Raw genomic sequence first — 15,628 nt, 5'->3', positions numbered from 1 at the left:
CAGGACCACGCGCCTCCAGTTCCAACCCATTATTCTTCCACTCCCCGGCTGTTCCCCGCGATCTTCTCTAGCGTGACGCTGCGGAAATGATAGAGTGCCGCCCGGGACAGGCATCCGGTAACAGCCGGAACGCAGGGGCATATTGGGGGATAATCATTGACTGACCGCGTGCGTATCGCGATCGTCGGATCGGGGCCGGCGGGGCTGAGTGCGGCCGCGCGCGCCGCTGCATTGGGGCTTTCGCACCTGCTGATCGAGAAGACGGACCATCTGTCCGACACCATCTTCAAATATCAGAAGGGCAAGCATGTGATGGCGACGCCCAGCCAGCTCGTGCTGCGGTCCGACTGCGATTTCGAAGCCGGCAAGCGCGAAGCGATTCTCGACCGCTGGAACGCGCAGGCGGCGGACCAAGGCGTCAATGTCGCCTATAATGCGGAGGTGAAGGCGATTGTCGGCATCGGCGATCCCATCCCCGGCAGCATCCAGAAGATCGTCGAGCGCAGGCGCGACGGCACGACCGAAACGAAGGAAATCCAGCGGCTCGCTCCGCCCTATCGACTGACCCTGAGCGACGGGCGGGATGTGATTGCCGATGCGGTCGTCATGGCCATCGGCACGCAGGGCAATCCCAATCTGATGCGTGTGCCCGGCGCCGACCTGCCCCATGTCCAATATCAGCTGGACGATCCGGGGGAATATAATGACGAGCATATCTTCGTCGTCGGCACGGGCGATGCGGGCATAGAAAACGCCCTGGGCCTGGCCGCCGACGTGGCGCAGGGCAATGCCGTCACCATCCTCAACCGCTCGACCGAGTTCGCCAGCGCCAAGGCCGCGAACGTCAAGGCGCTGATGGCCGCCGCCGAAGCAGGACGCCTTGCCATCATGACCGAAACCACCACGGCGAAGGTCGAACCCGGTTTCATCACGCTCGACAGCCGCGACGGCGAGGTGAAGCTGAAATGCGACCGCATCATCGCCCGCATGGGTTCCGCCCCGCCGCGCGCCTTTGTGGAGAGTTGCGGCATTGAGTTCACCAGCGGCGACCGCCTGGCCTTCCCGAAATTGTCGCCGGTATTCGAAAGCACCGCCCCCGGCATTTTCGTGATCGGCGCGCTGGCGGGTTATCCGCTGATCAAGCATTGCATGAACCAGGGTTATGACGTCGTCGAATATATCAACGGCAATCGCGACCTGAAGCCCGCCGACGAACCCATACTCGCCGCCAAATTCGCGGGTTTGCCGGAAAAGAAGAGCGTCGCGGACTGGCTGGAGCATCTGCGCGCCAACGTCGCCATCCTGGAGGGCCTTTCTCCGCTCCAGATGCGCGAATTCATGCTGGACAGCGAAGTGCGCGCCTATCGCAGGGACGATGTGATCTTCGAGAAGTTCGATCCCGGCTCCTCGCTCTTCGGCATCGCGCGGGGGCAGGCGCTGGTGGAGGTCGCGCCGGGCGTCGACATACCCATCGACCAGGGATCGATCTTCGGAGAAGTCGGCCTCATTTCCGGCCGCCGCCGCGGCGCGACCGTGCGGGCGGGCGCGGACTCGATCATGGTGGAGGTGTCGCGCACGGCGGCGCTCAAGCTCATGTCCTCCAACCCGCCGGCCAAGCGCGCCATCACCCGCATCTCGACCGAACGGCAACTGCTCCAGATGTTCGGCGCCGGCCTGACCCCGGCGGATCTTGCCGACATTCTCGACACGGCGGAAATCCGGACCGTGAAGGCGGGGGAAGCGATCCTCAGCGAAGGCGACCTTGGCAATGACATCTATGTGATCCGGGTCGGCTCCATGATCGTGGAGAAGAAGATCGGCGGGAAAAACGTCTTCCTCTCCTATCTTCCCGCCGGCAGTTATGTAGGCGAAATGGCGCTGATCGCGGGCGGGCCGCGCACGGCCACGGTCAAGGCGACGGTCAAGTCGGAGGTCATCAGGCTGAATGGCGACGCCTTCGCCCGGCTGATGGCCGCCAAGCCCGCCCTGCTGGAACGCGCCCGCCGCGACATGGCGGCGCGGCAGGACGTCAACGCCTTCATCGAAAGCCGCAAGGACAGCTTCTCCACCGTTGTCGACATGTATTCGGAAACGGCGAAGTTCCTGGTCGACAACGGCATCGGCGAAGCGACGGACGTGCTGCTGATCGACGAACATCTCTGCGTCGGCTGCGACAATTGCGAAAAGGCCTGCGCGGACAGTCACGACGGCCTCTCCCGCCTCGATCGGGAGGCGGGCCGGACCTATGCCCATCTGCATGTGCCGACGAGCTGCCGCCATTGCGAGCATCCGCACTGCATGGCCGACTGCCCGCCCAACGCCATCCATCGCGGCCCCGATGGAGAGGTCTTCATCGACGAGACCTGCATCGGCTGCGGCAATTGCCAGCGCAACTGCCCCTATGGCGTGATCCGCATGGACAGCGTGCCGCCCAGGAAGCCGGGCCTGCTGAACTGGATGTTCTTTGGCGCAGGCCCCGGCCCCGGCGAACCATCGAAGAAATGGCGCACCAAAAATGCGGAGCCCAACGTCGAAAAGCCGAAGAAGGCGATCAAATGCGACATGTGCTCCGGCATTGAGGGCGGCCCGGCCTGCGTCCGCGCCTGCCCCACCGGCGCGGCCATCCGTGTCGCGCCGGAGGATTTCCTGACGGTCGCCCGGCTGGGCGGGGAGGCGCGCTGATGGCTGCCGGAGTCGCCAGCCCCATTCGCCGCGCCAAGGGTGAAGTGCTGCATGACGGCTTTCTTCGTCACGCCGGTTTCCGCTGGCTGAAGATCGCGACGCTGATCTGCGTCCTGTCGATCGCCAGCTACATGCTGGTCGACGTCACGCCGCGTCATAATGGCGGGAGCTGGTACGGCTATGCCATGGGCACGATCGGCGTGCTGCTGATCCTTTGGCTGACCCTGCTCGGCCTGCGCAAGCGGGCGATGACGCGGGGACGCTGGTCGCTCAAGGCCTGGACCTCCGCCCATGTCTATCTCGGCCTCAGCCTGATCGTCATCGCCACGCTGCACACCGGCTTCCAGCTCGGATGGAATGTCCATACCCTCGCCTATGCGCTGATGATGCTGGTGATCCTGTCGGGTCTGTTCGGCATCGCCGTCTATGCGACGCTGCCCGCCGCGCTCAGCAACAACCGCGCCGAAATGACGCAGGTGCAGATGCTCGACGCGGTGCGCGCCATCGACCGGCAACTGCATGATGCCGCGCAGCCATTGACCCATGAACAGGCCGCGCTGGTGCGCCAGTCGCTGGAGGATGATCCCTTCGGCGGCGGCCTGATCGCCCGCCTGTCGGGCCGCTATCCCCGCTGCGCCACGGCGAGGGCGCAGGCTGCGTTGCGCCGCTGGACGGGCGAGACGCCCGATACCGGCAACGACCCGCTGGAGAGGATCGACGCCCTGCTGGAGCGCAAGCAGGCCATGCTGGCCCGTCTGCGCCGCCACCTGAAGTTGAAGGCGCTGCTGGAAATCTGGCTCTACGTCCATGTGCCCGCCACCTTCGCCCTGCTGGCCGCGCTGACCGCGCATGTCGTCAGCGTCTTCTTCTACTGGTGAGCCTGAGATGAGCTTTCTAGTCCGCCAGATCAGCCTCACCGCCGATGGCCGTGAGATCGTTCGCGCCGCCACCATCGCCCAGGCGCAACTCTCCTTTGGACGAGCGGCGGAAAGCGACATCCACTTGCCCGACCTGGCGCTGGAGCCCGACCATGCCCGGATCGAGCAGGTCGACGAACGCACCATCCGCGTGCGCGCCACCGGCACCTTGGGCTTCGAGCTGGAGGGCCGCACGGTGCTGCGTGCGGAGATCGACCCAGCCAAGGGCGCGGAACTGCGCTTCGGCGGTCATCGCGTCACCCTGTCGCGGGGCGACGACGGCGCGACCATTCTCTCCATCCGCCGCGTCGACGCCGTGTCCGAAGCCTCGGAGGAAAAGGAGGAGACGAAGGTCTTCTCCCTGCGCGGCCTGCTGCCCGGCAAGCGGCTGACGGCCTGGGCGCTGGCGCTGGCGATCCTGATCGGCTTCCTCGCCATTCCGATCTGGAGCTATGCCGGTCGTCCCGCGGACGACACGCGCAACATCTACAAGATGGTAGGCGACAAGGCCTGGTCATCCGGTCCGCTCAGCCAGGCCCACCACGCCCTCGAAGGCCGCTGCGAAACCTGCCATCGAAAGGCGTTCGTCTCGGTCCGCGACAGCGCCTGCCAGACATGCCACAGGGATGCGCACGACCATGCACCGGCCGCCCGCATCGCCATGGCACGGGCTGAAGGGGGGCTGGGCGACAAGCTGCTGGCGGGAGTGGCCGCCGCTTTCGGCAAGCCGCCTGAGGGCGCCTGCGTCGACTGCCACCGCGAACATGAGGGCGCAGGTCCGATGCAGCCGACGCCGCAGGCCTTCTGCACCGACTGCCACGGTACGCTGAAGGACCGGCTGAAGGACACGAAACTGGGCAATGCCGCCGATTTCGGCACCAGCCATCCGCAATTTTCCGCGCTGGTGCAGGCGCGGCCGGGCCAGCATCCCCGTTTCTCCCGCGCATCGCTCGACAGCAGGCCGATGGACGATAGCGGCCTCAAATTCCCGCACGACATCCACCTGTCCGCGAGCGGCGGCGTCGCGAAAATGGCGCGGACGATGAAGGCGCAATATGGCTTTGGCGACGCGCTTGCCTGCAAGGATTGCCACAAGCCGACCGCCGACGGCGTGCGCTTCCTGCCAGTGGACATGGAGCGCGACTGCCAGATGTGCCACAGCCTCGCCTTCGAGACGATCGGCGGCACCGTCCGCACGCTGCGCCACGGCCAGCCGGATCAGGTGGTCGCGGACCTGCGGGCCTATTTCCGTTCGACCGGCCCGGCCCAGCCGGCGGCCTTGGGCGGAACGGCGCGGCGGCGGCCCGGCGATTATGCGCAGGGGCGGCTCTACCATGCCTATTTCGGGGCGGCGGCGGCACGTCCGTCGCGCGCGGACGACGCCGTCACGGCGGTCTTCTCCAGGGGCGGCGCCTGCTACGACTGCCATATCGTCACGCCGCCGGGCACGAACGGCAATGCGGGTTGGCAGGTGCTGCCGGTGCATCAGCCGATGCGCTATATGATGAACGGCTGGTTCGACCATGCCGCACACCGGACCGAGAAATGCGAAAGCTGCCATGCCGCGCCCAAATCGCACGATGCCAAGCAGCTGCTGCTGCCCGGCATCGACAGTTGCCGCACCTGCCATGGCGGGGAAAAGGCCAAGGCGGACGTGCCATCGGGTTGCGCCATGTGTCACAGCTATCATGCCGGCGATGACGCGCCATGGGTTCCCGCCAGCCGTTCGATCGGGAAAGATGCGGCCGACAAGCGGAAGGCGCTGAGCACATCAGCCTATCGCGTGCTGCTGCGCGGGCGGGAGCCCGGTTGAAACGACGGAACCGGGCATAGCCTTTGCAGGAGCGGATGGCGCCGAAGAGTGGCCGAGGACACGAATAAGGGGAGCAAGGACCAATGCTGATCGCGCAGGTCACGGACATCCATCTGGGGTTCGATCCGGACAATCCCGCCGAGTTCAACCGCAAGCGGCTGGACCAGGTCCTGCGTGCCCTGAATGATGGTCCCAACCGGCCCGATCTGTTGCTGGCGACCGGCGACCTGACCGACCGGGGCGATGCGGACAGCTACCGCCGCCTCGCCAACGCCTTCAGCCAGTGCGACTTCCCGGTGTGGCCCTGCATGGGCAATCATGACGACCGGGCGCATTTCGCCGCGCATTTCCCCCACATTCCCCAGGAGGATGGCTTCGTCCATTATGCGATCGTGCAGGATGGGCGGCGGATCATCATGCTCGACACGCTGGAGCCGGGGCGTCATGGCGGCGCCTTCTGCGAGCGGCGCGCGCAATGGCTCGCCGCGCGGCTGGACGAGGACAGCATCACTCCGACGCTGATCGTCATGCACCATCCCCCGGTGGAGGTCGGCATCGACTGGATGAACACCCATCCCGAAGAAGCCTGGGTCCGGCGCTTCGCTGCGACGATCGCCGGTCGCCCCAATCTGCAAGCGATCCTCTGCGGTCATATTCACCGATCCGCAGTGGCGCCGTGGAAAGGCACGACCATTGCGATCTGCTCGTCGACCGCGCCGCAGCTTGCCCTCGACATGCGGCCGATGGACCCGGACGCTCCGGACAACCGCCCGATGATCGTTGCCGATCCGCCGGCCTATGCACTCCACCGATGGACCGAAGAGGGGCTGATCACCCATTTCGAAACCGCGGACGATCATGTGATGCTCGCGAAATTCGACGGCAGCATGCAGCTTCTGGTCCGGACGCTGATGAACGAGCGGCCCTGAGGCAAGGGTTGTGCATTGCCGGCCCGTTCCGGGCTGCTGCCCGATGCCTCGGCATGCGTTATCCTTGTTCACAATTGGATATGGCCGGGGCAAAGCCGGCAAAAGGAAGGAGCCGATATGTCGCGCATTTTCATAACCGGCAGCACCGAAGGCCTGGGACGTGCCGCCGCCGAAGCGCTGATGGACGATGGGCATGAGGTGATCCTGCATGCGCGTTCGCCGGAGCGGGCTGCGGCACTGGACGGGCTGGGAAAGCGGTCCGGCGGGATTGTCGTGGGCGATCTCGGCAGCGCCGCCGAAACACGCGACGTGGCCGATCAGGTCAATGCCCTGGGCAGGATGGACGCCATCATCCACAATGCCGGGATCTACAGCACGGCGGACCGGGGACCGGCTGCAGAGGGACATGCGACGATCTTCGCCGTGAACAGCCTGGCGCCCTATATGCTCACCGCCCTCATCGATCGGCCGTCACGCCTCGTCTATCTCAGCAGCAGCCTGCATTGGGGCGGCGAGGGCTCCCTTGACGATCTCGACTGGGAAAAGCGCGAATGGGACGCGGGCAAGGCCTATGCGGAGACCAAGCTTCATGTCGCTGCCCTTGCCGCCGCGCTGTCGCGCCGCTGGCCGGATGTCGTCTGCAGCGCCGTCGACCCCGGATGGGTGCGCACGCGCATGGGCGGGGCCAGCGCGCCCGTCGACATAGACACAGGCCGCAGGACTCAGGTTTGGCTTGCCGCCAGCAACGACCCGGCGGCGCTGGTCAGCGGTCGCTATTGGCACGATCTTCAGATGGAGGAGCCGGCCGGCGAAGTGACCGACACCGGCTTTCAGGACCGGCTGCTTCAGAGGCTGGAGGAGATAACGGGCATAGGCCTGCCCTGATTGCGGCAGCCTGCCGGACATGACCTGCCGCCGCGATCAGGCGGCGAGCGCACCCCGCGTCGAGGAGATCAGAAGGGCCTCAGCCAGCGCCAGACATTGTTCGAGCGACGGGCCGGCCAGATGCGTGTCGCTGCCGTCCCAATGCCGGATGCTCAATTCCCAGAGCGTTCCGCTGTCGATGCAGGCGGCGCGAGCGTCCTGACCGGCGAAATGCAGCACGTCGCCGAGCCGCTCGCGGTGGAGAAGATGACGCGCAACCGTTGTGTGGCTTTCATGATGCGCGTTGAAGTGCAACTGGATATTTTCGCTATTGGCTGCCAACCATGGAAGAATATTGCTGTCGATCATCGTGCCTGCTTTGCATGACGCGGCCGGTACACAGATCGCCGCTTCTGGCGTATACTCGCGGAACCTGCTTATGTTCCTCGACATTTCTCCTTATTCACTCAGGTTAATGAAATAGGGGGTGCTGGCGAACATTTCGGCTGCCAGCTGATCGACATCACCCTCCAACCGGCTGTCGCTCCACCATTGGGCCGGGGGCAGGGCGCCCTGTTCGGTCAAAATCCGTCCGCAGCGGATCATGACGGCGCAGCAAAGGCGCACGCCCGCATGACGGCGTTCGAACGCGAACATATGCGCCGCCAGGGGGCCAGCCGGGCAAAGCGGACGATAGCTGCCCAGCGCGAACAGGTCGGGATGATCCTTCCGGTAGCGGAGCAGGCGCTGGATGAGGGCCATCTTCTTCCCCTCTGCCACGTCGCCCTCGTCCAACAGGCGGAGCCGGCGTGCATAGTCGACGGGCCGCCGGTTGTCGGGATCGACGAGGCTCAGGTCTTCCAGTTCGCTACCCTGATAGATGTCGGGCACGCCGGGCAGGGTGAATTTAAGGACGGTCTGGACCAGGCTGTCGGCGCGCGCCGCGGGGAGGAGCCGCGCCACGAAGGCCCCCATGTCCTGCGTGAATTCCGGTTTTGCCAGAAGGTGATGCAGCAGCTTCCGGGCGTCCGCCTCATAGCCCGCTTCGGGTTGTTCCCAGCTCGATCGCAGCCGCGCTTCGCGGAGGGACTTTTCAAGCCAGCCGGAAATACGGCCGGGAAAATCCTCCGGCAAAGCCTGATCGGCCGATGCCGGCCAGGCGCCGAAAAGCGTCTGAAAGAGCTGGTAACGATCAGCGGGATGAACGTCCGCGCCGCATTCGTCCGCCATGCGCGACCATCGGCCGACCGCCTCCTCCCACAGTCGCGGGACGGCGCTCAGCACCGCAAGCCGGGCACGAACATCCTCCCCGCGCTTATGGTCATGGGTCGCCGTCGCGAGCATGGCATGGGGAAAGACCTCTGCACGGGCCTGCACCCTTCGGTGAAATTCCTCCGGAGAAAGGGCGAACCGTTCCGGATCGGCGCCCACATCATTGGCGGATAGCAGCGGGGCGTAGCGGTAGAAGGCGGTGTCCTCCACGCCCTTGGCGGCGATGGGTGCGGAAAGCTGCTGGAAGCGCCGCACGGCCTCCGCGGCGCAATCGGCATCGCCCGGACCAGTGCCTCCCAACCAATCAAGGATATGCCTTGCCACCTCCGCCTCGCCGGGGGGGAGGTGCGGCTGAACGGCGTTCCAGGCCCGTTCGCGGACCGTCGCGTCGCTCATCGGCGCAGCGCGGCCGTCGCCATAGGTGCGATAGACGGGAAAGACCCAGAGCAGCCGTTCGATCGCCCTGCGGATCATTGCGGGGGTGACGGCTTCCAGCGCGGCGTCGGCGGTCCGCGCCGAACCGGCAAGGGCAGCGAACGCAGCGACGCAGCCGGCAAGCTGGCCTTCGAACTGCCAGGACAGCATGTCGCGGCGCGCCTCCAGCACCACCCTGGCCGGATCGCCATGATTGGGGTCGAGGTTCTGCCACAACGCCCGGAGCGGCGCTTCACCGGACGGATCGTGGAGAAGCGCCGTCATGTCGCTCATGAAATCATAGCCGCTGGTGCCGTCGACTCCCCAATCGGGCGAAAGCGGCTCGTCCGCGGCCAGGATCTTCTCCACCACGATATAGGCGCGATCCGGTCCGGAACGGATCGCATCGAATGCGGCGCGCAGGGACCGGCAATAGGCGGCGGGATCGGACAGGCCATCGACATGGTCGACCCGCACGCCGTCGATCAGCCCCTCCCGGAACAGGTCGAAATATAGCCGGTGCGTGGCATGGAATATGGCGGCGTCCTCGATCCGCAGGCCCGCCAGATCGTTGATCGAGAAAAAGCGCCGCCAGTTCAGCAGGTCATTGGCGGCGCGCCAGTGGACCAGCCGGTAATGCTGCATGTCCAGCAGGCGGCGCAGCTCGTCAGGTTCCTGTTCCAGCGATCCGGGCTTTAGCGGCAGCCGTTGGTCGCCATAGAGCAGCAGGTGCGGATCGTTTCCGGCTGAAAGCCTGATGTCGCCATCCTCGATCGCTTGGGTCAGGGCCGCGCCCAGCAGCGGCAGCACCAGCGGACCGCTCTGCCAGTCGATGTCGAACCAGCCCGCATAGGGGCTATCCGGCCCAAGGCGAAGAACGTCGTTCCAATAAGGGTTTTCGCCGCCCGCCACGCCCATGTGATTGGGCACGATGTCGATGACGATGCCCATGCCCCGCGCGCGAAGCGCGGCGACGAGGCTGCGGAAGCCGCTTTCGCCCCCCAGTTCGGGATTGATGCGGGTCGGATCGATCACGTCATAGCCATGGCTCGATCCGCTGCGCGCCATCGTGATCGGGGATGCATAGACATGGCTCACCCCCAGCGCCGCCAGATAGGGGACGATGTCCTCCGCCGCCGTGAAGGGGAAGTCGCGGGTCAGTTGCAGGCGGTAGGTAGCGCGCGGGATCAAGCGCCCCGCTCCCGGTTCAGCCGGTCGATGCGGCGGGATACATCCGGCCGGTCGAGCAGCTTTTCCATCCTGTCGGGCAGGCGCCGCCGCCAATTGGGATGCGTGTCGACGGTGCCCGGCAGATTGGGCTGTTCGATCATGCCGACCATATCCTCCATCGGAACAAGAAGCAGGGACGAAGGCGTCCCGGCCAGAAAGGCGAGCGCCCGGTCGATCACCATGTCCGGATCGTCTTTCGCGGGCATGGGCGTTGCTTCACCGATGGCGCGCCACAGCGCCTTGCGGTTCTGGTCCCGCTCCGCCCCGCCGTCCCCGCCGCGATCCAGCAGGTGGCTCCACTCAAGATCGCGTCCGGTCCACCAGCCCGCCAGCGTCGGCGTGTCATGTGTCCCGCTCATCGCCACCGATCGCGCCGGATAGGCGGCGGCGGGCAGGAATTCGCCAGCCTCATCGCGCGAGAAGGGCAGCACCGCCATGCCATGGATGCCCGCCGCCTCCAGCGCGGCGCTGAAGCCTGCAGGCCGGGTGCCCAGATCTTCCGCGATCACGATGGCGCGGGCGCGCCACGCTTCCAGCTTCACCAGCCGCAGCAGATCGTCGAACGGATAGCGGAGATAGGCGCCTTCGCTCGCCGCCCGTCCCTCCGGCACGACCCAGAGCCGTTGCAGGCCAAAGCCGTGGTCGATGCGGATGCCGCCGCCCGCGGGCATATTGGCGCGCAACATGGCGATGAAGGGTTCGAAACCCCGTTCGACCAGCGCCAGCGGGCTAAAGCCCGTCAGCCCCCAATCCTGCCCCCGGGGGCCGAGCGGGTCGGGCGGCGCGCCGATCCGCAATCCCTGAAGAAAGGCGGCGGGATCGGATCGGGCGTCGCTGCCGCCGGGATCGACGCCGACGGCAAGATCGGCGATGAGGCCGATGGCCATGCCCGCCTCCCGCGCCGCTTGCTGGACGGCATCCAATCCACGCCGGGCATGGGATTGCAACAAGCCGGCGTCGTCACCGCCGACAGTCCGGCGGAGCGCCGCCAATTTGGCCGGGCCGGCCTTGCTCCAGTCGATCAGGTCCGATCCATCCGCTGCGGCTATGGGCTCGGCTTCCCCGAAAAGGATGTTGAGGGCAAGGCGGCTGGAAGGGGAATAGGGCGCGAAGCGGGCAGGGTCGTCCAGCGCATGGACCGGGCTGATCGCCACGGCATCGGCGCCCTTCGCGCCCAGCAGCCGCACCGCCTCGCAAAGCGTGCCGAAATCCCCGAAATCGCCGGAGCCGCGAAGGGATGGGATCTGGATGGCGACACCCCAGCAACGGCGGCCTATCGGCGGGCAGCGATCCGGCGCGATGGCGATGCGGATGCTGCCCTGTGCGGATTCCAGGCGGTAATAGCCCGGTTCCGCCACGCCGGATCGACGCAGGCTGTCCATGCCGATGTCGACGGCATGGCCTGCTTCGTCCAGCAATTGCGCGTCATGCAGCCGGTCGGGCAGGGGGATGGGCTTGTTCCGGTCCGCCGTGATCATGGCCGGCAGGCGATCCAGCCGGTGGCGGAGCGAGGCCCTGCTTCTGGCGATCTCCTCCGGCGTCCCGGCCGGCAGGTCCAGCGCCGTCAATATGGCGCGCAGGCTGCCGTCGCTGACCTCCTGCCGCGCGCCATCGGCATCGGTCCAGCATCGCATCAGCCCGGCTTCGGCGGCAAGGCGGTGAAGGTCGCTCATGGCTCCTCGATCCAGGCGGCGAAGCTGGCAGGGGCGCCGGGGGAATTGGTGGCGAACAGGGGTGGATCGGCCAGGATCGGATCGACGGGTGCGTCGCCCAGATTGAGCAGAATGGAAAGATGGCGGCCTGTTCCCAGCCGCCACCGGGCGCTGACGCAGTTCGGGGACAGCGCCCGGGCGCCCATTGCGCGGCATCCCTCCAGACCGGGCACGACATAGGCGTGGCGCAGGGCAAGCAGATTGCGGTAGAGGGTGCGCCATTCCTCCGCATCCTCGCCCGCAGCGATGCGGGATTGCCCGAAAGCCTCAATGGCATTGGGGTCGGGAATGCGCGCGCGGGCTTCCGCGCTGGAAAAGCCGGCAAAACCGGCGAATTCACGCCGCCGCCCCTCGCGCACGGCATCGGCCAGTTCGTCATGGAAATCGGTGAAGAAGAGGAACGGGCTGCGCGCGCCCACCTCCTCCCCCATGAACAGCATCGGGATTTGCGGCATCAGCAGCAGCAGCGCCGTCGCCGCCCTGAGCCGCGCCGGATCGGTCAGGTCGATGATCCGCTCGCCCATCGCCCGGTTGCCGACCTGATCGTGATTCTGGAGGAAGGCGATGAAGGCCGTGGGCGGCAGATGCCCGCTGGGTGCGCCCCGCGTCCTGCCCTGCTGGTGCGGCGAGGCTTCGCCCTGATAGATGAAGCCCTGTTCGAGGCAGCGGGCGAGCTTTTCCGTAGGCTGCCGGGCGAAGTCGGCATAATAGGCGTCCCGCTCGCCGGTCAGCAGCACATGCAGGACATTGTGGAAATCGTCGTTCCATTGCGCGTCATAGCGGCGGCCGGGCATGAGCCGGTCGGGATCGTTGCGTTCATTTTCCAGCATCAGGTGGACATGGCGCTGGGGGCCGATGGCGCTGCGGATTTCACCCGCTAGCCAGTCGAGGAACCGGTCGTCGCCTATGGCATGGACGGCATCGAAGCGCAGACCGTCGAAGCCATAGTCGTTGAGCCACATCAGCGTGTTTTCGCGGAAGAAGGCGGCGACCGGAGGACGGTCCACGGCGACCGCGCCACCCCAGGGCGTATGCCGCTCCGCATGGAAGAAGGGCGAGGCATAGGCGCCGAGATAATTTCCGTCCGGCCCGAAATGATTATAGACCACGTCCATGAAGATCATGAGGCCATGGCCATGGGCGGCATCGACCAGCGCGCGCAGGTCTTCCGGCGAGCCATAGGCTTCGGCCGGGGCGAAGGGCAGGACACCGTCATAACCCCAGTTCCGTGCCCCGCTGAAGGCATTGACCGGCATCAGTTCGATCGCTGTCACGCCCAGTTCCGCAAGTTCCGGCAACCGGGCCCGGACTCCAGCGAAGCCCTCTGCAAGACCGGCATGGATTTCATAGATGACCGTTTCGGTCCAGGGACGGCCGCGCCAGCTTTCGGCCGGCGGGTCGAGCGCCGTGATGACGCTCCACCCATGGACTCCGCCGGATTGCCGTCGGGAGGCGGGGTCGGGCACCGCCCGTTCCGGATCGAGGCGGAAGCGGTAGCGCGTTCCGGGCCCGGCGGGCGCTTCGGCAAGGAACCATCCGTCCGCCTGCGCGGCCATGGCGATCGGCGCGGCGTCTTCGATCTCCAGCGTCACCGCATCCCGGTCCGGTGCCCAGAGGCGGAAGCGCCAGCGGCCTTCTTCCAGTTCGACAGGGCCCCAGAGCGTCATGCGTCCGGCTTCTCGCCCACCCAGCGCACCAGCACGGCCGAATGGGCCTGCACGCCATAATCGCCGGCGATCTCGAACGATTCCCGCTCGGGCTGGGCGCTGTCGATCAGCACTTCATGCGAAGCGGAGGGCGCCGACAGGTGGAAGTCGATGGGCGCATCGCTGGCGTTCAACAGCAACGAAAGGGCCTCTACCCGTCCGTCCTCCAATCGGTGCGCGCGGCGCATCGCCAGCGCGCGCCCCTCCGGATTGTTCCAGTCCTCCTCGCTCAGCGGGTTCCCGCGCTCGTCCCACCATTCGATGTCGCCCACACCGGAGCCCGGGCCGTCCTGGCCGTAGAGAAAGGTCGATGCGCGCAGCACGGGATGGCTCCTGCGCAGGGCGATTAGCCGGGCGGTGAAGTCGAACAAGGCCTGGCCGGCCTCGCCCTCCATCATCGACCAGTCGAGCCAGCTTATCTCATTATCCTGGCAATAGGCATTGTTGTTGCCGCCCTGGGTCCGCCCGAACTCGTCCCCCGCCACCAGCATCGGCGTGCCGAGCGAGGCGAGCAGCGTCGTCAGCATGGCCCGCCGTACCCGGTTGCGCGTGTCGTTGATGGCGGGATCGTCTGTCGGTCCCTCCGCGCCCCAGTTGCGCGAGAGATTATTGTCATGCCCGTCGCGATTATCCTCTCCATTGGCCTCATTATGCCGCTCCTCATAGGAAATGAGGTCGGCCAGCGTGTAGCCGTCATGGCTGGTGAGGAAATTGACGCTGGCCCAGGGCCGGCGGGCGCGGCGGTCGAACAGGTCGCCGGACCCGGAAAGCCGCGCGGCGAGATCGGCGCGCTGCCCCGGATCGCCGCGCCAGAAGCGGCGGGTGGTGTCGCGGAAGCGGTCGTTCCATTCGGCAAAACCCGGCGGGAAATTGCCGAGCTGGTATCCGCCCATGCCGACGTCCCATGGTTCCGCGATCAGCTTCAGCCGGCCCAATATCGGGTCCTGCCGCAGCACGTCGAACAGCCCGGCATTGGGATCGAACCCATGGTCGGTGCGCCCCAGCGTCAGCCCCAGGTCGAAGCGGAAACCGTCGACGCCGAAGCTGGTCGCCCAGTAACGCAGCGAATCCGCCACCATCTGGATCACGCGGGCATGGGTCAGTTTGAAGGTGTTGCCGGTGCCGGTGTCGTTCAGGCAATAGCGTGGCTCGCCCGGCACCAGCCTGTAATAGGTCGCATTGTCGATACCGCGCCAGGACAGGGTCGGCCCCAGTTCGCTCCCTTCGCAGCTATGATTATAGACGACGTCGAGAATGACCTCGATCCCCGCGGCATGCAGCCGGCGCACCGCGACGCGCAGTTCATCATGCGTATCCCCGGCGAAATAGCTGGGTTCCGGCGCGAAGAAGCTGAGCGTGTTATAGCCCCAATAGTTGCGCAGCCCCTTTTCCTGAAGGAAGCGGTCCTGCACGAAGGCGTGGATCGGCATCAGCTCCAGCGTCGTGACGCCCAGTCGCTTCATATGGTCGATGACCCTGGGGTGCGCGAGCGCGGCGAAGGTGCCCCGTTCCTGCGGCGGCGCGGCCTCCAGCAATTTGGTCAGTCCCTTCGCATGGGCTTCGTAGATGACGGTTTCCGACCAGGGCACGTTGGGCCGCACGTCGCGGGACCAGTCGAAACTGTCATGAGTCACCACCGCCTTGGGCATGGCCGCCGCGCTGTCCCGCCGGTCGAAGCCCAGATCGGTGCGCCGCCCCCGTACCGGATAGCCGTGCAGCACGTCGTTCCATCGCAGGCTGCCCGACAGGCGCCGGGCATAGGGGTCGAGCAGCAGCTTGTTCGGGTTGAAGCGATGCCCCTGTTCCGGCGCATAGGGTCCGTGCACGCGATAGCCATAGAGCAGGCCGGGCCGCGCATCGGGAAGATAGCCGTGCCAGACCTCATCCGTGCATTCCGGCAGGGTCAGGCGGGCGATTTCCTTGCGGCCTTTCGGATCGAACAGGCAAAGGTCAACCCGGTCTGCATTGGCGGAGAAAAGGGCGAAATTGACGCCCAACCCGTCGAAGGTGGCGCCCAGGGGGTAGGGTGATCCGCCCTCAAGGCGGTCGGGATATTGGCTCAAGCGGGCTCCGGCTATGCTGGAATGGA

At 66.2% G+C, this 15,628-nt stretch carries 10 protein-coding genes; 5 read left to right on the top strand and 5 right to left on the bottom strand.

Going from position 1 to position 15,628, the window contains the following annotated elements; translation table 11 throughout:
- Positions 1-168: 168 nt before the first annotated feature.
- From TZ53_RS06595 to TZ53_RS06575, 5 genes are all read left to right on the top strand, one after another.
- Entirely contained in the window at positions 169-2,682 is a 2,514-nt protein-coding gene (locus tag TZ53_RS06595) for a cyclic nucleotide-binding domain-containing protein (protein WP_044660779.1), read from the top strand.
- On the top strand, positions 2,682-3,560 hold the full coding sequence (locus TZ53_RS06590) for a hypothetical protein (RefSeq protein WP_044660778.1): 879 nt from the start codon (positions 2,682-2,684) through the stop codon (positions 3,558-3,560). The genes TZ53_RS06595 and TZ53_RS06590 overlap by 1 nt, the downstream gene beginning before the upstream one ends.
- A gap of 7 nt (positions 3,561-3,567) precedes the next feature.
- Entirely contained in the window at positions 3,568-5,412 is a 1,845-nt protein-coding gene (locus tag TZ53_RS06585; RefSeq protein WP_044660777.1) for a cytochrome c3 family protein, read from the top strand.
- A gap of 83 nt (positions 5,413-5,495) precedes the next feature.
- Positions 5,496-6,341, top strand: coding sequence for a metallophosphoesterase (locus tag TZ53_RS06580; protein ID WP_044660776.1), 846 nt, complete (start codon positions 5,496-5,498; stop codon positions 6,339-6,341).
- 117 nt (positions 6,342-6,458) lie between these two features.
- Complete coding sequence (locus TZ53_RS06575) at positions 6,459-7,226, top strand: SDR family NAD(P)-dependent oxidoreductase (RefSeq protein ID WP_044660775.1); 768 nt, start codon at positions 6,459-6,461, stop codon at positions 7,224-7,226.
- Positions 7,227-7,262: 36 nt separating this feature from the next.
- Here the strand turns inward: TZ53_RS06575 and TZ53_RS06570 are convergent, their stop codons facing one another.
- The 5 genes from TZ53_RS06570 to glgX form a co-directional block, all read right to left on the bottom strand.
- A complete protein-coding gene (locus TZ53_RS06570; protein ID WP_044660774.1) occupies positions 7,263-7,574 on the bottom strand; it encodes a hypothetical protein in 312 nt (103 codons plus the stop codon).
- A 90-nt stretch (positions 7,575-7,664) separates the two neighbouring features.
- Complete coding sequence (gene treY, locus TZ53_RS06565) at positions 7,665-10,082, bottom strand: malto-oligosyltrehalose synthase (RefSeq protein ID WP_044660773.1); 2,418 nt, start codon at positions 10,080-10,082, stop codon at positions 7,665-7,667.
- The gene (gene malQ / locus TZ53_RS06560; RefSeq protein WP_044660772.1) at positions 10,079-11,794 is read right to left on the bottom strand and encodes a 4-alpha-glucanotransferase; all 1,716 of its coding nucleotides are present in this window, start codon (positions 11,792-11,794) and stop codon (positions 10,079-10,081) included. Before malQ ends, treY begins: the two co-directional genes overlap by 4 nt.
- Positions 11,791-13,500: a malto-oligosyltrehalose trehalohydrolase gene (gene treZ / locus TZ53_RS06555; protein WP_044660771.1), complete on the bottom strand. Its 1,710-nt coding sequence runs from the start codon at positions 13,498-13,500 to the stop codon at positions 11,791-11,793. The genes malQ and treZ overlap by 4 nt, the downstream gene beginning before the upstream one ends.
- Positions 13,497-15,602, bottom strand: coding sequence for a glycogen debranching protein GlgX (gene glgX / locus TZ53_RS06550; RefSeq protein ID WP_044660770.1), 2,106 nt, complete (start codon positions 15,600-15,602; stop codon positions 13,497-13,499). Before glgX ends, treZ begins: the two co-directional genes overlap by 4 nt.
- Positions 15,603-15,628: the final 26 nt, after the last annotated feature.

The organism is Sphingobium sp. YBL2, from assembly GCF_000943805.1.
GTDB lineage: Bacteria > Pseudomonadota > Alphaproteobacteria > Sphingomonadales > Sphingomonadaceae > Sphingobium > Sphingobium fuliginis.
The sequence above is the reverse complement of the archived record's forward strand: the minus strand, read 5'-3'. Positions and strand labels throughout refer to the sequence as shown.